The organism is Ruania zhangjianzhongii (assembly GCF_008000995.1).
GTDB classification, from domain to species: domain Bacteria; phylum Actinomycetota; class Actinomycetes; order Actinomycetales; family Beutenbergiaceae; genus Ruania; species Ruania zhangjianzhongii.
The window spans coordinates 775,037-792,186 of sequence record NZ_CP042828.1 but is presented as its reverse complement, the minus strand read 5'-3'; the positions used below and the strand labels follow the sequence as shown (position 1 = coordinate 792,186).

Genomic DNA, 17,150 nt, shown 5'->3' with positions numbered 1-17,150 from the left:
GGCGTCCAGGCCGTCCCTATCAGAGCGCTGCCTGGCGGCCGACAAAGGCGGCGAGCCGAGCGTAGGGGCCCGCGTCGTTCGCGATGGCCACCACCGGCGCGAACGGACCATCCTCGCTGCGATCCTCCGCGGGCACATTGCGCGAGAACCAGTCGAGTGCTGCGTGCGCCAGGACAGGGTCGAGGTCATCACCCCGGCCGGTGACTTGGGACAGATCCCACGCGTGGACGGTGAACTCGTGGGTGTACGCGTCGAGCAGCGCGCGGCCGGGCATCGTGCCCCAGGCCAGGGTGTAGTCAGGACCGAGGGCCGAATCGGCTTCCCAGGCGCGTTCGAAGGCGGTCCGAGCGTGGCGAAAGGCCGCGTCCTCATCCCCGTGGAGGTCGGTCGCCGGGTCGTTCACCTGGGTCATATCGCCACCGTGCCTGACGACTTCCAACTTGCGAAGGACGGCAACGAGGTGGGCGAGCAGGGTCCGCGCGTCGTACTCGGCACACGGCGTCGATCTACCGAAGTCGTGTGGCCGCAGTTCTGCGATCTGGTGCTCGACCTGGTCGAGCGCTCGAGCGAGCTGCGGACGCGGATCAACCGTGGCATCAACTACTGCCATCAGAACCTCCTGAAATGGGATAGACGTTCCGACCCAGGATGCTGGCAGGCACTGACACTCAGTCTGTGGGCACCGCCGCGAGTTCGGCCCGGTGCTCAGCCGCCCACTGCGCGAGGTGCGACACCGGCCCATGAGCGAGCGATGAGCCCAGGTCGGTGAGCTCGTAGACCACCGCAGCACGGCCGGCGGGGCCCGCCACTTTCCCTACCAGCCCGCGCTGGCACAAGCGGCGTAGCGACTCGGTCAGCACTTTGTCGCTGACACCAGCGATCCGCTTCAGCAGCACAGCTCGACGGGTCGGGCCGAGGCGCAGGGCCGAGATCACCACCGGATCCCAGGTGTGGCTGATGAGCTCGACGGCGGCGCGGACGTGGCAGTCGGCGATGAATGGCTCGCAGCCTCGATCGATCACGTCCTGAGCCTCTCAGCATTCTTCCGACCAAGCGGTAGGAAGGTGCGCTCTAGCGTCGGTGGGACAGACCAGCTCACCAAGGAGAAGCGAATGAGAATCGGACTGCTCGGAACCGGAAACATGGCGATCGCGCTCGGCACGGCCTGGGCCAGCGCTGGGCATCGGATCGTGGTCACCGGACGCGATCGGCACAGCGCGACCCGCGCTGCGGGACAGATCGCTGCCGGCGCGATCGCGACAAACGCCCAGTCACTGGCGGCGAACGTCGACGTCATCGTCGTAGCGATCAGATGGGAGGGACTGCAGCCAGCACTCTCGCTCCTCGACGGGCCAAGCGGCGCACTGGCAGGCAGGACAGTGATCGACTGCACCAACGCCGTCGACTTCACTACCGGCGACCTTCTGCCGGCCACCGGCTCCGCCGCCGAGGTCGTGGCAGCCGCTGCGCCCGGGGCGCAGGTGGTCAAAGCGCTGCATCTGTTCGCCGGCACCACGTGGCCGTTTACCGGCGATCGGGACGAATCGCCCGTCGTCGCCCTCTGCGGTGACGACGCCGCCGCCCTCGAGCAGGCCAGCACGCTGGTGGCTGCGCTCGGGGCGCAGCCACTCGTGATCGGGGGCCTCGGCGCAGCCCGCCAAGCCGAGGAGGCGGCCGGCTTCATCACGCGAGTTGCCGCCGCCGGAGGCAACCCGCGCCGAGCAGTCCCGGACGTCGATCCCGCCAGGCTGGACGAGGCCTCCTGAGGTGAGGCGCCGTGACCACGGCGTGCTCCGCCGTCGGCAATCGGCTGGCGAAGCCAGGGAGCACGCTCCCCAGGCCACCGGTCACCAGTACCGGCCGGAGGCAATCGCCTCAGCCACCACACCGGCCCCATCCTCAGCAGCGAGCTGATTCGCGAGCTCCCGGGCACGCCGTCGAAACCGGGGTTCGGTCGTCGCCCGGTTGATCGCATGGGCGAGCCTCTCGGAGTCAAGGCCGGGCAGTGGAATGGCCGTGGGCGCGGCGCCGATCTCGACCAGGCGCCGCGCCCACAGCGGCTGATCGGCAGCGAGTGGAAGCGGGATAGTCGGCAGCCCGGCGCGCAGCCCCGCCGCAGTGGTGCCGGCACCGGCGTGGTGCACCACCGCCGCGACCTGGGGAAAAAGCCAGTCGTGCGGGACGGCGCCCACCACCAGCAGGCGTTCATCAGCTTCCACTCCCAGGGCCGCCCAGCCAGACTGCACGATCGCGCGCCGGCCAGTGGCCGCGAGCGCCTGCTGGATGCTGATGACGCTCGCCTCGGAATCAGCCGGGGTCATGCTCCCCAGCGTCACCAGCACGGGCGGTTCTCCCGCGGCTAGGAACTCGGTCAGCTCTGCCGGCGGCTGCCAGTCCGGTTCACCGACCGGCCACCAGAACCCGACCACCGGGCGCCAGGCCGGCCAGTCGGCCGGCACCGGCAGCACCGAGGGGCTGTAGCCGTAGACGGCGGGCCAGCGTTGGGCTTCCAACTTCGCGAAGTGCTCCCGGATCCCCACCGGCTGCAGGCCAAGCTCACCGCGCAGCTCACGTGTGGCCGAGCGGAACGGCAGCTGGCCCAGGTTCCGCACCGTACGAGCCGCCACCCGGTTGCCCCATCGTCCGAGCGAGCGCTGGGTGAGCATCCAGGGCGGGAAAGCCGCCGTCGGGTCCATCGGCTGCAGGTAGACCCCCATGCTCGGGATCTTCAGGCCTTCGGCCACATGGATGCCCTGCCAGCCCAGGGTGGAGACCAGCAGGAGGTCCGCACCGGTCGCTGCCTTGACGATCGCCTCGCCCATCTCCCGCCAGTGGCGGACGTAGAGCGCGATGCTCCCGGTCGACCCGGCCGCTGAGGTGCGCAGCGCACGCTGTCCGCGCGCCGAGCCCAGCTCGGCCTGCATGTTCATCGGCAGCGGCCGGAAATCGATGCCCCGGGATCGCACCAGGTCCTCGAAGGGCGCATGGGTCGCGATCGCCACCTCGTGGCCGTCCGACTGCAGCCTGGCCGCCAACCCGGTATAGGGCAGCACGTCACCGGTGGAGCCGATGGTGATGATCGCGATGCGCATCAACTGCCTCCATCCGCACGGTGGGCTCGCAGGGTCTCCCACTCGTGCAGGATCTCGGGGAACTTCTGGCTGAGGAACCGGTAGAAGTCGGCCATCTCCTGCACGCGGTGGCCCGCGGCGGTTTCCGGGCCGATCGCCGGCGGCCGCTGCTCCGCAGCATCAGAGAGCTCTGCGTACAGGGTCCGCCTGGTGAGGGTGATGGTGTACCAGTGCGGTGCGAGACCGTAGATCCGGCGGCGCGTCCTCGGCAGTGATCCCACCCGGATCACGTGCACGGACTGCAGATAGCGGATCGCTCCGGAGACTGCAGCAGGGCTGACGTCGAGCGCCTGACTGATCTGTTCCGCGGTGAGCTCACCCTCGGGGCTGGTCAGCAGGGCCATCAGAGTGCGCGCAGGCATGCGGGGGAAGCCGGCGGCGTCGAGCAAGGCGGCCAGCCCCTCGGCATAGTGCCGGGTGGGGTGATCGACCAGCGGCTCGCTCGCAGGCTCATTCCCCGCCTCGCGGTCCCGTGGAACTGTCATGGCTGCAGATCCCTTCTGCGGTAGAACGCCACGCCAAGCGCTGTCGTGGCTACGGCTGCCGTGCTCATCCAGACCGCACCACTCCAGTCCGGGTGCGCCGTGGTGACGAGCGGGGTGTGCATGAACGGAGAGATCGCGATCGCCCAGTCGGGCAGGCCGAGGCGTCCGCCGAGCTCGGCCAGCACAACGCCCACGGCGAGAATAGTCCAGGCCAGGGCACCGGTCAGGCGGGGCAGCAGCGCGAAAACAAGCGCGATGATCCCGAGGTAGAGGGCGGTGGCCGGCACCTGCGCGACAGTCGCGCCGAGCACCTGCCAGATGGCGCTGGCGCTCATCCCCTGGGCGAGATAGACCGCCGCGGCACCGACCCAGGCGCTGGCCAGCACCGCCACGATCGAGACACCGCCGACGGCCAGCACGGCGCCGAACCACCGGCCGGGACCGGTGGCGGCGCCACGGACCATCTCGACGTTGCCGGCCACTTCCTCACGCCTGGCGCGCAGGACGACCAGCACGCCCGCGATCGCTGCGCACTCGCCGACCAGGACCATCACGTAACTGAGCAGGAGGTCGTAGAGCCGGCCGTCGCCACCCACCAGCTGGCGGATGGTCTCCCCGACTGCCGCATTCTGTCCGTCGCCGGTCAGGGCGAGGCCGGCGAGGACCGCGGCGAACGCACCGACCCCCGCGCCTGCGCCCATCATCGCCAGCAGCGTGCCGCGCTGCAGCCGGAGCGTGAGCCGGAAGCCAGACCGCAGCGTGGCGGGAGCGTGCGCCGGGCCGGGGCGCGGGGGGAGCAGCGATGCGCCGAACTCCCGCCGTTGTTCGAGGACAGCGGCGCTACCGGCGCCCAGTGCGGCAGCGGCCGCAAGGACGACGAACGGCCACGGGTTCACGTCCCCGTAGGGGGCTGCGACCCCGGCCAGACTGAACGGCGAGATCCAGCTGAGGAAGACCGGCGTGCCGATCAGGGTCTGCGGGTCGATCTCCGCCTGCAGATCGGCGACGACCCGGACGGCGAAGAACGCCAGGATCGTGGCCGCGCCCAGACCGGTGGCCGCCCGAGCGGAGGGTGCCAGCTGGCCGAGCAGCGTGCCGACCACCAGGAACAGCACCCCGACGAACAAGCAGATCAGCGCCGCCCACACCGACCCACCCGGATCTGCCCCACCGAGGACCAGGCCGAGGACCATCGCCAGGGCCAGAACCGCCGTCGCCAGCGCCCCGGCGACGAAGGCGGCGGTCAGGCTGGACAGCCGGCCCGTGGCAGCGGCGCGCACCAGCTCTCGGGTGCCGTCGTCCTCCTCAGCTCGGCCATGGCGGACCGCGAACAGCGTCGCGAAGAGTGCGAAGCACGTCGCCAGCACCACGCCGTAGGTATAGAACAGGAAAGCACCTTCGGACGTCCCCATCGGCAGCCCGCGGCCGACCAGCAGTGCCGGGCTGTCCAGGGCGATCTCCAGCGAGGCCACGCGCTGCGCCTGCGCACCGAACCCGCTGCCCACGTGCACTGCGCACACCGCGGCGAACGCCAGCAGGCCGATCGTCCACACCAGCAGCTGCCCGCTGTCGCGCCGAAGCGCCACCCTGGTCAGCAGCAACGATCCGGTCACCGTCGGGCCGCATCGACGTTCGGAGCCGGCGGGTGCGCGACAGGCTGCTCGTCACCGTAGTGACGCAGGAACAGCTCCTCCAGAGACGGCGGGTGCGCGGTCACCCCGGGTACCTCGGCCTTGGCCAGCACCGCAAGAACCTTCGACGTGTCCTCCGGCTCGACCGTGAAGGTGGTCCGCCCGTCCCCCGCGGTGATGTCATGCGCAACTCGCGCCAGCCGATCGGCATCGCCTGGTGGCAGCCGCACCGGGATCGTGTACGTCGTGCGGGTCAGGTGGCGTAGCTGCGCCAACGTGCCGGTTTCCACGCGGCGCCCCTGGCGGATGATCGAGATCCGATCGGCGACCTCTTCGACCTCGGCCAGGATATGGCTGGACAACAGCACCGAGGCCCCGCCGGAAGCCACCCGCGCTACTTCATCCTGGAAGCGCTGCGCCATCAACGGGTCCAAGCCGGAGGTCGGTTCGTCGAAGATGTACAGCTCGGCCGGCAGCGCAAACGCCGCGATCAGCGCGACCTTCTGCCGGTTGCCCTTGGAGTAGGTGCGGATGCGCTTGGTCGGATCGAACTCGAACGCCTCGATCAGACGAGCACGATCGGAGGATGCCGGAGCACCACCTCGTAGCCCGATGAGCAGATCGATGGCCTCACCACCGGTGAGCGAGGGCCACAGATTGACATCACCGGGCACGTACGCCAGCCGCCGGTGGAGCTGGTCCGGCCGATCCCAGGGGTTCTGCCCGAACAGCCGCACCTCACCGCCACAGGGCCGGTACAGGCCGAACAGCACCCGGATGGTCGTCGACTTCCCTGCTCCGTTCGGGCCCAGGAAGCCGTGGACCTCGCCCTGGTCCGCCTGCAGATCGAGTCCGTCGAGCGCCGAGAACGACCCGAAGGTCTTGCGCAGGCCCACGGCCTCTAGCACTGCTGTCATAGGGTCAACTTACACTGATTTCACTAGTTTGTGAATTATGTGTAGCGAGCGGTCCTGCGCCCTGCGCTTCTGGTACAGCACGACGGCGGTCCGCCCGCCGGGATCACGGCTCCTCAGTTGCGTACGCGCTGAGCTTCTCCGGATTCCGGATCGCCCAGAGGCAGACGATCCGGTCGCCGGCGACGTCGACCGCCATCACCGCGAGCGGATGCCCTGCCCCGTCGCGACTGACCAGTCCGGCGCGTCCGTTCACCGCCGTCACGGTGACGGTCATCTCGGGCACCTGCTCGCGGATGGCGAGCAGGTAGCTCGCGATGCGCTCTGCGCCAACGACAGGCTCGAGAGCGGCAGCAACGATGCCACGGCCGTCGGGAACCACTGTCGCCTCCGGGTCGAGGGAGGCCATCAGCCCGTCGAGATCACCGGTCACCAGCGCCTCCTTGAACCGGGAGACGACGAGCGCATGCTCACTCGCGGTGGCCCGAGCACGGCGAGCCTGTCGCACGCGATGCCGCGCCGAGGAGGCGAGCCGCCGGCAGGCCTGTTCCGAGCGGCCGACCATCGCGCCGACCTCGGCGAAGGTGTACCCGAACACGTCGTGCAAGGTGAACGAGACCCGCTCGGCAGGTGTCATCGATTCCAGCACCACCAGGAGCGCCATGCCCAGCGACTCGTCGAGAGAGACCCTGTCGGCGGGGTCGATCGCCTGATCGGTGACACTGTGGCTGGTCCAGCGCGCGGCCGTCGGCACCGGCTCCGGCAACCACTCCCCCACGTAGCGCTCGCGTCGCACCCGGGCAGAGCCGAGCACGTCCAGGCAGATCCTCGTCGTGACCGTGACCAGCCAGCCGGTGGGCGAGGCGACCCGGTCCCGCTCCCCCTCCTCCAGCGAGTACCACCGCACGAACGCGTCCTGGACAGCATCCTCCGCCTCGGAAACCGTGCCGAGCAGTCGGTAGGCGATATTCATCAACAGCGCCTTGTCCTCGAAGACCTCCTCCATCACCCTTCCTCTCTCTTCCAGCCACTACTCCACATGACGATCCAGAGACCCGGAACGTGACGTGGCCGCCAACCACCCGACGTCACACTTGCCGGGGCTACGTCGTCATCACCGGTAGAGCGTCGCCCCTGACGCTTCCGGAGAGAAACGGCTCAGACCATCTTCTACACGATCATCACCATCGTCACCATTGCGGTGAATGCTGCCGGGGCCCTCGCCTCCTTCACGGGCGCCAGGTTCATCACCGACACGCTCACCGAGATCAAGGTGCAGCCACGCTGGCTACCCGTTCTGGCGAGCCTTCAGGCGGCCGGGGCGCTCGGTCTGCTGCTGGGCCTGCTCGGGCTACCCGCCATCGGGCTCGCCGCTGCCACCGGTCTCGTTCTGTACTTCCTGGGGGCGGTGATCACCCACCTTCGAGCCGGCGCCCATCGCAGCCTGGCCAGTCCGCTACTGTTCCTCGCCCTCGCGGTCACCACGCTCGCGCTCGCCATCGTCCGATGACGTCACCAGTCCTGGTCACGGGTGCGACGGGCATGCTCGGCCGGGCGGTCATCGCCCGGCTGGTCGCCGCAGGTACGCCGGTGCGGGCACTGAGTCGAGGGCAGCAGCAGCCCTCCGCAGCAGTCAGCTGGCTCACCGGCGACGTCACCACCGGAGCGGGGATTGCTCGAGCGGTCGACGGAGTGGGCGCCATCATCCACCTGGCCTCGGCCCCTTACCGGCGGGGCTACACCCGCGAGGTGGAGGTCCACGGCACCCGGCGACTGCTCGAGGAGGCAGCCGCGGCCAACGTCGCGCACCTCCTCTATACCTCGATCATCGGGTGTGACCGGATCCCCTGGGGATACTTCCGCACCAAGACCGAGGCGGAGCGCGTGGTCGCCAGTGGGCCGGTCCCCGCGAGCATCCTGCGGCTGGGGCAGTTTCACGACTTCGTCGACCAGACGTTCCACTCGCTCGCCAGGGCCGGCCTCCTGGTCGGCGACCGCAGAGTGCTCGCCCAACCGGTCGACACCGCAGACGTCGCCGAACGGATCCACGCGGCCACACGCGCTGGACCGAGCAGCCGGATCGAGGAGTTCGCCGGCCCGGAGGTACTCGACCTTCGCCTCGCGGCCGAGCAGTGGTCGACGGCGACCGGTACCCGCCGCTACATCCTCCCCGTGCGCGTCCGGGGAAAGCTGGGGAAGGCGTTCCGGGCCGGTCACCTCACCACGTCGGCGGCACCTCGCGGCGTGCGTACCTGGCGCGGCTATCTCTCCGCCCGCTACGGGGAGCCCCGCTCCAGCAGTCCGGCAACCCACCCGCACGCCGAAGGCGATCATCTCGGTTGATCTCAACCTCACCGCTGACCTCAACCCACCATTGAGCTCGGCCCCACCGTAGATCTCAACCCCACGAAAGGAATCCACGTCATGAACAGCACAGCAACCACCTCGCCGCCCGAAGGATCCACGAGCGAGCTCGACGCCATCCGAGACGTCGTGGCCACCGTCGAACACGCCCAGAACAACGAGCAACCCGAAGAGTTCCTCGAGCTCTTCCGACCCGATGCGATCTGGACCACCGGCGGCGGCAAGCGCCTGTACGGCCTCGAGGCGATCGCCTCGTTCACTCGCCGGACACTGCCCGGCGGCATGACCGGCCTCTCGGTGACCTTCACCCTCGAGCATGTGATGTTCATTCGGCCGGACGTCGCGGCGGTCAAGCTGCGCCAGGTGTACCGGGCGCCCGACGGCACCGACGTGGGGTCGCCGCTGTGGATCCTGGCGAAAGAGCAGGGCCGGTGGCTGCTGTCGGCCTGCCAAAACATGGGTGTTCCCGACGACGAGGAGGTCTCACCTGACCGACCGGTCTTCAGTGCCGCCTGACCGGGCCGATCCATCACCGGCGACCGGCTCGGCCAACAGCCGGCGAATACTGCGCTCGAGCCCCGCCCGATCCACCGGCCCGGGCGAGACGGTCAGAGTGTGCAGGAGGGTGCCATCGAGCAGCGCCGCGACTCCCACCGCGCGCAGCTGCGGATCATCGATCCCCGCTGATGCCAGCAACCGCACCAAGCTGGCGAGGAGTCGGGCATGACCGGCACGGACATCGTCCGGGTAGGCAAGCGAGAGGGACAGTCGCGCCCGAGTCACCGGCGCCTGGGCCGGTTCGGCCATCTGCACCGTGACATCGGCTAGCATCCGCACCAGCTCCTCGGTGTCGCGCGAGCCTCCCGGGCCACCGGCCGCAGTGACGTAGCCCCAGTCCTGACGCTCCATCTCCTCGAGCAACGCCCGCACCAGACTCTCCCGGGTCCGGAAGAGGTTCGCCGCGCTCCCGCTGGGCAAGCCGGCCCGGGCGTCGACGGCCCGGTGCGTCAGGCCCTTCAGCCCACCCTCGGCCAGGACCAGCAGTGCGGCGGCCATCAGATCGTCCCGTCGTCCCATACCTTCCAGGCTAACAACAAATGTTGTATCGTGGCGGCATGACGACCATTCACATCGTCGGAGGCGGGATCGCCGGACTGACCCTGGCACTCACGCTGCAGCGCCCCGAGTGGGACGTCATCGTGCACGAACACCGGCGCCGACCCGAGGAGCGCGAGGTGGGAACGGCGTTCGGGCTCTGGCCACCGGCGATGACGGCACTGGACCAGATCGGCATCGGCGCGGCCGTCCGCGACCGCGGCGTGCACGCCGCGACGGCGACGATCCGAACCGCCGATGACCGCGCGCTGATCCACCTTCCTCGGCAGGACGTGGTGATGATTGCCCGCACCACGCTGCATCACCTCCTGCGCACAGCGCTGCCAGCACGCGCGCACCAGCGAGCGGGACGAGTCTCGGACAGCCGACTCCTCACCGGCGAGGTCATCGTCGGCGCCGACGGTGCCCGCAGCGTGGTCCGCCGCGACCACTGGGGCAGGAGAGCCGCCGCTCGATCACCCGGCACCACAGTCATCCGAGGCGTGATCGAGAGTGACCTCGCCCACGGCGAGGTCACCGAGTACTGGGGCAACGGTCAGCTGTTCGGCATCACCCCGGTCTCGGCACACCACACCAACTGGTTCACCGCGTTCCCCGAGCAGCGCTTCGAGAGCACCGAGCACGGTCTGCGCCACCTGAGGCACACCAGCGGGCACTTCCCCGCACAGGTGCAGGACACTCTCGCCGCTGCCCGGCCTGACCAGACTCTCATCAACGGGATCCACATCTCCCGTACCCTGCCCGCGCTCGTCCGCGGCCGCACGGTGCTGATCGGCGATGCCGCCCATGCGATGACCCCGAACGCCGGACGAGGTGCCTGCGAATCGATACTCGACGCCGTCGCCCTCGGCACCCTGCTGAATCACTACCCACCCGCCGAGGCACTGCGCCGGTACCGCTGGCGCCGCCTGGTGTCCCCGCAGCTGATCAGGGCCACGTCCAGCATTCTGATGAATGTGGCACTGGCCTCAGGGCGCAGCGCCCGGACCCGCAACAGCCTCGTCCGCACCCTCACCCGCGGGTGAGGGTGCGGACAGCTCGGCCCCGCTCCCCCGCCGGCGCGTCAGCGCCCGGTCAGGACCGCGTTCGCGTGCGCCGCTCCCGAAGCCCTTGGACCAGCAGCGCAGCGACGAACACGGCCACCAGGATCAGCGGATACCTGATCCACCACTGCCACTCGGTCAGCTCGCTCATCGCGATACCGCACCCGATGCCCACCGCGGCAGGCGCAATGATCTGGATCGCTGAACCGGGCTGGGAGTCTCGCCGTGCTGACATCACCTCAGCCTAACGACCGCCCCCCGCCCGCCGACCCACCTCACCGGGACACGGTCCTGACCGTCACCACCTCTCCCGGACTACTCCGCACAGTCGGGAATCCCCCGAGAGGATGAGGCCCCACCTGCTGTTCTCGCCTAGGATCGGCTGAGTGATCTTCAAGTCCGTGGGCGACCAACGCCCCTACCCCGACCACGGGCTGCGCACCCCGAAGGAGTGGGCGGAAGTGCCGCCGCGCCAGATCCGCCTTGACGAACTGATCACCACCAAGTCCACTCTCGACCTGCGCAGCCTGCTTTCCGAAGACTCCACCTTCTATGGTGACCTGTTCGCCCACGTGGTGCAGTGGCGCGGTCAGCTCTACCTCGAGGACGGCCTGCACCGGGCGCTGCGCGCGGCGCTGCACCAGCGGAACATCCTGCACGCCCGCGTCCTGGAGCTGTAAGAGCGATGTCTGCCGCAAACTTGCGGTGCCGCACGTGTAGGTTCAGCACGTGAGCACGCAGCAGTCCCGGGTCCGTGCCCGCGCCGCACGGCGCCGGCACCTGCAGCAACGGCAGACCGTCATTTTCGGCACCCTGATCGCCGTGATGTTGGTCGGCGGACTAGCGGCCGGCGCGATCTGGACGGGCATCCTGCCCAGCCCGTTCACCGTGGCCATCAACTCGCCGGAGCCCACCGACGCCGGTGCGAGCATGCCGTGCCCACCGGAGAACGCGACGTTCGTCCCGCTCTCGGAGATCTCCGCGAACGTGCTCAACGGCACCGACCGCCAGGGTCTGGCCGCCACCGCTGCCACCGCTCTCACCGAGCAGGGGATCGCGGTCGGCAACCAGGCGAACGCCGAGTCCCGGTTCGCCGGTGAGGCTCGGATCATTGCCGGGCCTCAGGGCCTGCCGGCGGCCTTCACAGCGGCCCAGCTGTTCGCCGACGCGACCATCGAGGTGGACTCCCGCAGCGGCGAGACCATCGACGTCGTGATCGGTGCGGAGTTCGAGGACCTGCGCGCCGACGACGAGATCGCCATCGATCCGGAGGCGCCGATCCCGGCCGCCGCGGAGTGCACCCCGCTGGCCACGGCCACGCCGACCGACTCCGGTGAGCAGGCGGAGGGCTGAGATGAGCGTCGGCACCTCCCCCTACGACAACGCCTACACGTTGCCGATGCCCGATCCGGCCGTCACCTTCGCCGGCCCTGGCTACTTCACCCCGCAGCCGAAGTCCAGTGCGGCAGCAATGGTCGCGTTCCTCTGCGCCCTGCTGGGCATCATCACCTTCATACCGTCCCTGGCCGCGGTCATCGTGGGCATCATCGCGCTGCGGCAGATCGCCCGGAACCGGCTCCGGGGCCGCGGACTCGCGGAGGCGGCGGTGGCACTAGGGGCGCTCGTGCTGCTCAGCTGGTCGGCGATGCTGGCCGCCTTCTTCCTCATTACCTGAGTCCGGCCGTGAAGCCCTTCCTGCTGCTGGCCAGCCGCGCCGAGGATCGTGCCGCCGACGCCGAGTACGAGGCATTCGGGCACTACGGCGGGCTCAGCACCGACCAGCTGCACCGGGTGCGGATGGAAGCGTCACCGCTACCGCAGATCCAGCTCTCCGACTACTCCGGGGTGATCGTGGGCGGTAGCCCGTTCAACGCCACGGACGCCAACGAGCTCAAGTCGCCGGTGCAGCATCGGGTGGAGGCTGAGATGGCCGCACTGCTGGACGAGGTGGTCGCCCGCGACTTCCCGTTCCTCGGCGCCTGTTACGGCATTGCGGCGCTGAGCAACCATCGGGGCGGGGTGATCGACACCGTCTATGGCGAACCGGTCGGGGCGGTGCTCATCGAGCAGACCCCGGCCGGTCTGGCCGATCCGCTGCTGGCCGAGGTCCCGGAGACCTTCCATGCGTTCGTCGGGCACAAGGAGGCCTGCCGGGTGCTCCCCGAGGATGCCGTGCTGCTGGCCACCTCGCCCCGGTGCCCGGTGCAGATGTTCCGGGTCGGGCAGAACGTGTACGCCACCCAGTTCCACCCCGAGCTGGACGCGGACGGACTGATCACCCGGATCGCGGTGTACGACCGGCACGGCTATTTCCCACCGGCCCAGGCTGACGCGGTCGCCTCCGCCGCCCGCCGCGCGGACGTCTCCCACGCGGCGGGCGTGCTGAAGGCGTTCGTGCGTCGTTACGCACGCCACTGACGCGCCCCTGGCCGGAGCAGCCCGCCCGCCACGGCGACGGCGTTCCTCGCCGGGCGAGCACCGCCGTCGCCCTGATGGGGGTGTTCCTGCACGCAACGACGGCGCAGCCCGGGTGAGGCTGCGCCGTCGAGTGCCGCAGGAGTAGTCAGTCCGCCGAGGCGAAACCGGCGCGTTCGAGGTAGCCGCCCGATCCGGGCACGGTGCGGAAGGACCGCCCGTTCGTCAGGTGCAGCATCGGCTCCATCAGGTGCGTCCAGAACTCCCGGAGGAACTCCACCGTGGCGTCCGTGGTGCGCGGCGCATCGAGGGCGAAGTCGAGCAGCGCGGCACCGAGGCAGTGCCGCACCACCACCCGAGCACGGGCGTCCTCGTCGTCGCTCGGCTGCAGGGCGCCACTGGCGATTCCTGCCCCGATGCGCTCGCGGGTGTTCTCCAGCACGAACGTCAGGAACGTGTCGCAGAACAGCCCGCCCTCGCGCAGGCTGCGGATCGTGTAGTGCACGGCCTGGGTGAGGAAGTCCAAGTCGCCGGTGAGGGTCTGCTCCACGCTGCCGAGCTCAAGGCTGCTGGGCAGGCGAGAGGAGGAGTACTGCAACATGTACTCGTCGCACTCCTGACGCAGCCTGGCCTTCGACCGGTAGTAGTGGGTGATCAATCCTGCCGTCACGCCGGCACGGGCAGCGATCGCCCGCATCCCGACGTCGAATCCCTCGTAGGCGAAGGACTCGATCGCGGCTTCCCGGATCCGGTCCCGCGCATTGTCGGCAGCACCGGGTGCGGTGACGGGCCCACCCGGCGCCGTAGCGGTCAACATCTGGCTCTGGACGGCGGCGCTGTACGAGCGTCCGCGGTCGGTGTCATGCCTGCCCATGGATCGAGAGAGTACTGCCGAAAACTGGGAAGCACCCGCCGAGAATGCCCAGATGGGGAGATCTCCCCATGCTGATTCACCGGGCCCGTCGCGACGATTCGCCGTTATCGTGCCGATATCTCACCGTTACCGTGCCGCAACCAGTTTGAGACCGGTCCGTGACATTTTTCACCATTTCGGCCGATCGATGCGGCACAGTGTCCCTTCATCGGGCGACCACCCCGCCGGGGACGCAGGGCGCAGGGACCGGGGACGTTCACCCCGGTTTTCGCTACCTGGTGCCGATAGTGGGCCCAGAACCGCCCGCCTACCGCCGGGGCTGCGACCGGTCCGCGCCACCGTGCACGCCAGCCTCCGCCGCGACCGCCTCACCGAGCAGCCGTTATCGAAACGTGACATACGGGCGGTCGCGTGGTTATCGTCGCCGTGCTCCCCACTGCCACTCAGTGGGGAGAGCGCGGATTGCTGCCGAACCCTGCCTCTTTCCGCGGCCCACAACCAGGCAGGGGTGGGGGAACCACATACCGGGTCCGGTGCGCCGGTCCCTTGGGGTGAAGTTCGGTTCCGACCGAACCGGGTTTATCCGACCCGAATCCGACAGCTAACCCCGCAGGCAACAGGAGTAGCAGCATGACCATGAGCAACACTGCGCGCGCTCGGCACCGTGCCGACGTGCGACCCACGACGTTCCTCTCGTCGACACGACTTTCCTCCGTCGCCCGCCGCGGCACGCTCGGCGTTGCCACCGCCGGACTTGCCTTCGGCCTCGTCGCGCCCGGTGCATCCGCATCCGAGCCCGCCGGTGGTCCCAGCGACAGCCAGGGCGGCGGCTCCGCAAGCGTCTCCGCTGAGGGCGGCGGCACGGGAAGCGGCGGTGCTGAGAGCGGGACCACGGTCACCGTCAGCGCCGGTGACACGGTCGGCGAGATTGCCGCGGCCAACGGCTCCAGCGTCTCGTCCATCATCGACGCCAACGGCCTCGGCGCCAATGCGCTGATCTTCGTCGGCGACGAGCTGACCATCCCCGGCGGCTCCGGCTCGTCCACCGAGTCCTCCTCCGTCGACGGCGCAGGCAGCTCCGGCGGCGAGGTGGAGGAGGAGGCATCCAGCTCCTCCGGCTCCAGTGCCAGCAACGACATCCTCGATGTCGCCCGCCAGTACATCGGCACGCCGTACGTCTGGGGTGGCTCGAGCCCGTCCGGCTTCGACTGCTCCGGCTTCACCCAGTACGTCTTCGCGCAGGTCGGGATCGATCTGCCCCGGACCACCGACGCCCAGCGCAACGCGGGACAGGTCGTGTCGGCAGCTGAGGCCCAGCCCGGCGATCTGGTCTGGGCGCCCGGGCACGTGGGCATCTACACCGGCGACGGCCAGCACATCGCGGCCCGCAACCCTGGCACACCATTGGAGGAGGGCCCGATCTGGATCGACAACCCCACCTTCATCCGGGTGGCCTGATCGGCTGAGCATCGCCGAACGTCCACATCGGCCCGTCTCCACCTGCTGGGGGCGGGCCGATGTGCTGACGGCGGAGCCTGATTCGCTGCTCCGACGCACTCACCCGAAGCTGTTGGCGATCTCGACCAGGTCTTCCGGAGTGGGCGAATCGGGCAGCCCGAGCTCCCCGACCACGATGAGCAGGCCGGTGCCCGAGCCGTCCTCATACGCGAACCCCATGGCTATCACCAGTGCTTCGCTGCCCTCGCACGGATCGTCGGACGGCGCGAGCTGCAGGGTAGCGGGGACGGACGCCCAGCTCTCGGACTGGCGAACGTCGCCGAGCTGCAACTCCGACGCGCGGTCGGAGAACAACATCTCGGCGGCCCGCTCGACCTCGGTCGTGACCGCCTCCGCAGGGTCAGTGACGCCTTCAGCCCAGGTCAGGGTCGCGAATCCGAGCACTTCGTCCGGCGCATCCTGGCAGAAGCCCTTGCCGTAGGTGGGGCGAGGGACTTCTTGCCCATCGCTCTCTTCAGACGGCACGTCCCAGGACTCCGGGACGGAGAACGAGCTTCCGTTGTACTCGACCGTCTGCCAGCCATCCGGCGTATCGGGCGCAGTGCCGCCCTCAGCTGGCGTCTCGGCGTCGGCTGGTGACTCGGCGTCGTCGACCGGCGCCTCCGACGGGCTCTCCCTACCCACTGCCGGCTCATCGGCCCCCGCGCTCTCAGAGGGTTCGGCAATCGATCCCGACGGCGCCGGCTCCGGATCGTCGATCGCCTCGTCGGCACATGCCCCCAGCATTGCTACCGCCACAACCGCAGCCGCCACTGCCGCGCCACTTCGTGTACGAAACCGCATCGTTTCCACTTACCCCGCTCATCAGTCCGCCCCCCTTTGCGGTGTCAGCGTAGCCGCGGGCGTGCGATCCGGACAGAGGATTAGCGCGCGGCACCGGCGGTGGGAAGCATGCCAAGCGCGCGGCACAGCCCTCGCCCCTGCCGCCCCAGCCAGAAACGTGACGAGGCCCCGCCCGAAAAGCCTGGGCGGAGCCTCATCACATGGCGGTAGCGGTGGTGTCTGGTTTCAGGACATCGTGAACGCATGTCTCGGGTCATCGTGAACGGTGCGGTGAGCGGCGTTGGGATGTCTCACGACATCGTGAACGGTGGCCAAGTACGAAGTCCTGACCAAAGCCGTGACCATCCAGAACCTCTCCTACGGGCAAGTCGCCGACCGCTACGGGGTCTCCAAGACCCTCGTACACAAGCTCCACCACCGCGGGCTGGCCGAAGGCGAAGACGCCTACCACCCCCGAAAGATCAGTTTGCGCCACTGAAGGACGACATGCTCCACCTCGGCATCGCCCCGCGCCCACGCCCGCACCGAAATCATCGCCCTGATCCACACCGACCACGCCACCGTCATCGACGCCACCACCGGGCAGATCCTCACCGAACACACCCTCAACCCCACCCACACCTACCAACCAAAAAACGGCTGAACCCCCACAACCGGGGGTTCAGCCGTTCACGATGTCGCGAGACATCACAATGGCGGTAGCGGTGGGATTTGAACCCACGGTGGCTATGAACCACACAGCATTTCGAGTGCTGCACCTTCGGCCGCTCGGACACGCTACCTAGCCGGACCAGAGTACTCGGAGCGGCGCCGCTGACCAAAACCGCGACCCGGCCGCCTAGGGTGAGTTCCGGCGTCGGCCGTAGGCTCGATACC

The 17,150-nt window shown here is 69.1% G+C and carries 22 protein-coding genes, 1 tRNA gene and 1 riboswitch; of the genes, 11 read left to right on the top strand and 12 right to left on the bottom strand.

Annotated elements, in window-relative coordinates; all coding sequences use genetic code 11:
- Positions 1 to 19 precede the first annotated feature (19 nt).
- Positions 20 to 610: a TIGR03086 family metal-binding protein gene (locus tag FU260_RS03700; RefSeq protein WP_147915837.1), complete on the bottom strand. Its 591-nt coding sequence runs from the start codon at positions 608 to 610 to the stop codon at positions 20 to 22.
- Positions 611 to 668: 58 nt separating this feature from the next.
- The gene (locus FU260_RS03695) at positions 669 to 1,022 is read right to left on the bottom strand and encodes a winged helix-turn-helix transcriptional regulator (RefSeq protein ID WP_147915836.1); all 354 of its coding nucleotides are present in this window, start codon (positions 1,020 to 1,022) and stop codon (positions 669 to 671) included.
- Between the two features lie 90 nt (positions 1,023 to 1,112).
- Between FU260_RS03695 and FU260_RS03690 the strand changes: the two genes are divergently transcribed.
- Positions 1,113 to 1,766 (top strand): NADPH-dependent F420 reductase, encoded by a 654-nt coding sequence (locus FU260_RS03690; RefSeq protein ID WP_147915835.1) that lies wholly within the window; start codon positions 1,113 to 1,115, stop codon positions 1,764 to 1,766.
- Between the two features lie 81 nt (positions 1,767 to 1,847).
- Here FU260_RS03690 and FU260_RS03685 read toward each other — a convergent pair whose 3' ends face one another.
- The 5 genes from FU260_RS03685 to sigJ form a co-directional block, all read right to left on the bottom strand.
- Entirely contained in the window at positions 1,848 to 3,092 is a 1,245-nt protein-coding gene (locus FU260_RS03685; protein WP_147915834.1) for a glycosyltransferase, read from the bottom strand.
- Positions 3,092 to 3,616, bottom strand: a complete 525-nt coding sequence (locus FU260_RS03680) for a GbsR/MarR family transcriptional regulator (RefSeq protein ID WP_147915833.1) — start codon at positions 3,614 to 3,616, stop codon at positions 3,092 to 3,094. The genes FU260_RS03685 and FU260_RS03680 overlap by 1 nt, the downstream gene beginning before the upstream one ends.
- Positions 3,613 to 5,229 (bottom strand): ABC transporter permease, encoded by a 1,617-nt coding sequence (locus tag FU260_RS03675; protein WP_147915832.1) that lies wholly within the window; start codon positions 5,227 to 5,229, stop codon positions 3,613 to 3,615. The genes FU260_RS03680 and FU260_RS03675 overlap by 4 nt, the downstream gene beginning before the upstream one ends.
- Positions 5,226 to 6,164 carry an ABC transporter ATP-binding protein gene (locus FU260_RS03670; RefSeq protein WP_187368408.1) on the bottom strand — a complete coding sequence of 313 codons (939 nt, stop codon included), beginning with the start codon at positions 6,162 to 6,164 and terminating at the stop codon, positions 5,226 to 5,228. The genes FU260_RS03675 and FU260_RS03670 overlap by 4 nt, the downstream gene beginning before the upstream one ends.
- A gap of 103 nt (positions 6,165 to 6,267) precedes the next feature.
- Positions 6,268 to 7,167, bottom strand: a complete 900-nt coding sequence (sigJ, locus tag FU260_RS03665) for an RNA polymerase sigma factor SigJ (protein WP_147915831.1) — start codon at positions 7,165 to 7,167, stop codon at positions 6,268 to 6,270.
- A 159-nt stretch (positions 7,168 to 7,326) separates the two neighbouring features.
- Here sigJ and FU260_RS03660 point away from each other — a divergent pair, with 159 nt between their 5' ends.
- From FU260_RS03660 to FU260_RS03650, 3 genes are all read left to right on the top strand, one after another.
- Entirely contained in the window at positions 7,327 to 7,671 is a 345-nt protein-coding gene (locus FU260_RS03660) for a DoxX family protein (protein WP_147915830.1), read from the top strand.
- Positions 7,668 to 8,504 (top strand): SDR family oxidoreductase, encoded by an 837-nt coding sequence (locus FU260_RS03655; protein ID WP_147915829.1) that lies wholly within the window; start codon positions 7,668 to 7,670, stop codon positions 8,502 to 8,504. Before FU260_RS03660 ends, FU260_RS03655 begins: the two co-directional genes overlap by 4 nt.
- Before the next feature lie 81 nt (positions 8,505 to 8,585).
- Positions 8,586 to 9,041, top strand: a complete 456-nt coding sequence (locus FU260_RS03650; protein WP_147915828.1) for an SgcJ/EcaC family oxidoreductase — start codon at positions 8,586 to 8,588, stop codon at positions 9,039 to 9,041.
- Here the strand turns inward: FU260_RS03650 and FU260_RS03645 are convergent.
- Positions 9,009 to 9,602 carry a TetR/AcrR family transcriptional regulator gene (locus tag FU260_RS03645; protein ID WP_147915827.1) on the bottom strand — a complete coding sequence of 198 codons (594 nt, stop codon included), beginning with the start codon at positions 9,600 to 9,602 and terminating at the stop codon, positions 9,009 to 9,011. The two genes, FU260_RS03650 and FU260_RS03645, sit on opposite strands and share 33 nt — an antisense overlap.
- 38 nt (positions 9,603 to 9,640) lie before the next feature.
- Here FU260_RS03645 and FU260_RS03640 point away from each other — a divergent pair, with 38 nt between their 5' ends.
- Positions 9,641 to 10,666, top strand: a complete 1,026-nt coding sequence (locus FU260_RS03640) for an FAD-dependent monooxygenase (protein ID WP_168211635.1) — start codon at positions 9,641 to 9,643, stop codon at positions 10,664 to 10,666.
- 49 nt (positions 10,667 to 10,715) lie between these two features.
- Here FU260_RS03640 and FU260_RS03635 read toward each other — a convergent pair whose 3' ends face one another.
- Positions 10,716 to 10,919, bottom strand: coding sequence for a hypothetical protein (locus tag FU260_RS03635; RefSeq protein WP_147915825.1), 204 nt, complete (start codon positions 10,917 to 10,919; stop codon positions 10,716 to 10,718).
- 151 nt (positions 10,920 to 11,070) lie between these two features.
- Between FU260_RS03635 and FU260_RS03630 the strand changes: the two genes are divergently transcribed.
- From FU260_RS03630 to FU260_RS03615, 4 genes are read left to right on the top strand one after another with little or no spacing between them, the layout of a single operon-like run.
- Positions 11,071 to 11,364: a type II toxin-antitoxin system VapB family antitoxin gene (locus FU260_RS03630; protein WP_147915824.1), complete on the top strand. Its 294-nt coding sequence runs from the start codon at positions 11,071 to 11,073 to the stop codon at positions 11,362 to 11,364.
- 49 nt (positions 11,365 to 11,413) lie between these two features.
- Positions 11,414 to 12,037 (top strand): LytR C-terminal domain-containing protein, encoded by a 624-nt coding sequence (locus FU260_RS03625; RefSeq protein WP_147915823.1) that lies wholly within the window; start codon positions 11,414 to 11,416, stop codon positions 12,035 to 12,037.
- Position 12,038: 1 nt separating this feature from the next.
- Positions 12,039 to 12,359 carry a DUF4190 domain-containing protein gene (locus FU260_RS03620; RefSeq protein WP_147915822.1) on the top strand — a complete coding sequence of 107 codons (321 nt, stop codon included), beginning with the start codon at positions 12,039 to 12,041 and terminating at the stop codon, positions 12,357 to 12,359.
- A gap of 8 nt (positions 12,360 to 12,367) precedes the next feature.
- Positions 12,368 to 13,102 carry a glutamine amidotransferase gene (locus FU260_RS03615; RefSeq protein ID WP_147915821.1) on the top strand — a complete coding sequence of 245 codons (735 nt, stop codon included), beginning with the start codon at positions 12,368 to 12,370 and terminating at the stop codon, positions 13,100 to 13,102.
- Between the two features lie 145 nt (positions 13,103 to 13,247).
- On the opposite strand, the gene FU260_RS03610 is transcribed toward FU260_RS03615, so the two are convergent.
- Positions 13,248 to 13,973, bottom strand: coding sequence for a TetR/AcrR family transcriptional regulator (locus FU260_RS03610; RefSeq protein ID WP_147915820.1), 726 nt, complete (start codon positions 13,971 to 13,973; stop codon positions 13,248 to 13,250).
- A gap of 479 nt (positions 13,974 to 14,452) precedes the next feature.
- A riboswitch (cyclic di-AMP (ydaO/yuaA leader) is annotated at positions 14,453 to 14,604 on the top strand.
- Here FU260_RS03610 and FU260_RS24000 point away from each other — a divergent pair.
- Positions 14,604 to 15,431: a C40 family peptidase gene (locus tag FU260_RS24000; protein WP_235912383.1), complete on the top strand. Its 828-nt coding sequence runs from the start codon at positions 14,604 to 14,606 to the stop codon at positions 15,429 to 15,431. Its footprint overlaps the riboswitch before it by 1 nt.
- Positions 15,432 to 15,530: 99 nt before the next feature.
- Here the strand turns inward: FU260_RS24000 and FU260_RS03600 are convergent, their stop codons facing one another.
- The gene (locus FU260_RS03600) at positions 15,531 to 16,274 is read right to left on the bottom strand and encodes a DUF8017 domain-containing protein (protein ID WP_483407250.1); all 744 of its coding nucleotides are present in this window, start codon (positions 16,272 to 16,274) and stop codon (positions 15,531 to 15,533) included.
- A 307-nt stretch (positions 16,275 to 16,581) separates the two neighbouring features.
- Here FU260_RS03600 and FU260_RS23465 point away from each other — a divergent pair, with 307 nt between their 5' ends.
- Positions 16,582 to 16,752: a hypothetical protein gene (locus FU260_RS23465; RefSeq protein WP_168211633.1), complete on the top strand. Its 171-nt coding sequence runs from the start codon at positions 16,582 to 16,584 to the stop codon at positions 16,750 to 16,752.
- Positions 16,753 to 16,967: 215 nt separating this feature from the next.
- Here the strand turns inward: FU260_RS23465 and FU260_RS03595 are convergent.
- Positions 16,968 to 17,056: transfer RNA gene (locus FU260_RS03595), tRNA-Ser, on the bottom strand.
- Between the last annotated feature and the right edge of the window lie 94 nt (positions 17,057 to 17,150).

Bases quoted from the DNA above. Each gene is read 5' to 3' on its own strand.
- FU260_RS03700 (WP_147915837.1), bottom strand. From the start codon at position 610: ATGGCAGTAGTTGATGCCACGGTTGATCCGCGTCCGCAGCTCGCTCGA.
- FU260_RS03690 (WP_147915835.1), top strand. From the start codon at position 1,113: ATGAGAATCGGACTGCTCGGAACCGGAAACATGGCGATCGCGCTCGGC.
- FU260_RS03685 (WP_147915834.1), bottom strand. From the start codon at position 3,092: ATGCGCATCGCGATCATCACCATCGGCTCCACCGGTGACGTGCTGCCC.
- FU260_RS03680 (WP_147915833.1), bottom strand. From the start codon at position 3,616: ATGACAGTTCCACGGGACCGCGAGGCGGGGAATGAGCCTGCGAGCGAG.
- FU260_RS03670 (WP_187368408.1), bottom strand. From the start codon at position 6,164: ATGACAGCAGTGCTAGAGGCCGTGGGCCTGCGCAAGACCTTCGGGTCG.
- sigJ (WP_147915831.1), bottom strand. From the start codon at position 7,167: ATGGAGGAGGTCTTCGAGGACAAGGCGCTGTTGATGAATATCGCCTAC.
- FU260_RS03655 (WP_147915829.1), top strand. From the start codon at position 7,668: ATGACGTCACCAGTCCTGGTCACGGGTGCGACGGGCATGCTCGGCCGG.
- FU260_RS03650 (WP_147915828.1), top strand. From the start codon at position 8,586: ATGAACAGCACAGCAACCACCTCGCCGCCCGAAGGATCCACGAGCGAG.
- FU260_RS03645 (WP_147915827.1), bottom strand. From the start codon at position 9,602: ATGGGACGACGGGACGATCTGATGGCCGCCGCACTGCTGGTCCTGGCC.
- FU260_RS03640 (WP_168211635.1), top strand. From the start codon at position 9,641: ATGACGACCATTCACATCGTCGGAGGCGGGATCGCCGGACTGACCCTG.
- FU260_RS03635 (WP_147915825.1), bottom strand. From the start codon at position 10,919: ATGTCAGCACGGCGAGACTCCCAGCCCGGTTCAGCGATCCAGATCATT.
- FU260_RS03620 (WP_147915822.1), top strand. From the start codon at position 12,039: ATGAGCGTCGGCACCTCCCCCTACGACAACGCCTACACGTTGCCGATG.
- FU260_RS03610 (WP_147915820.1), bottom strand. From the start codon at position 13,973: ATGGGCAGGCATGACACCGACCGCGGACGCTCGTACAGCGCCGCCGTC.
- FU260_RS24000 (WP_235912383.1), top strand. From the start codon at position 14,604: ATGACCATGAGCAACACTGCGCGCGCTCGGCACCGTGCCGACGTGCGA.
- FU260_RS03600 (WP_483407250.1), bottom strand. From the start codon at position 16,274: ATGCGGTTTCGTACACGAAGTGGCGCGGCAGTGGCGGCTGCGGTTGTG.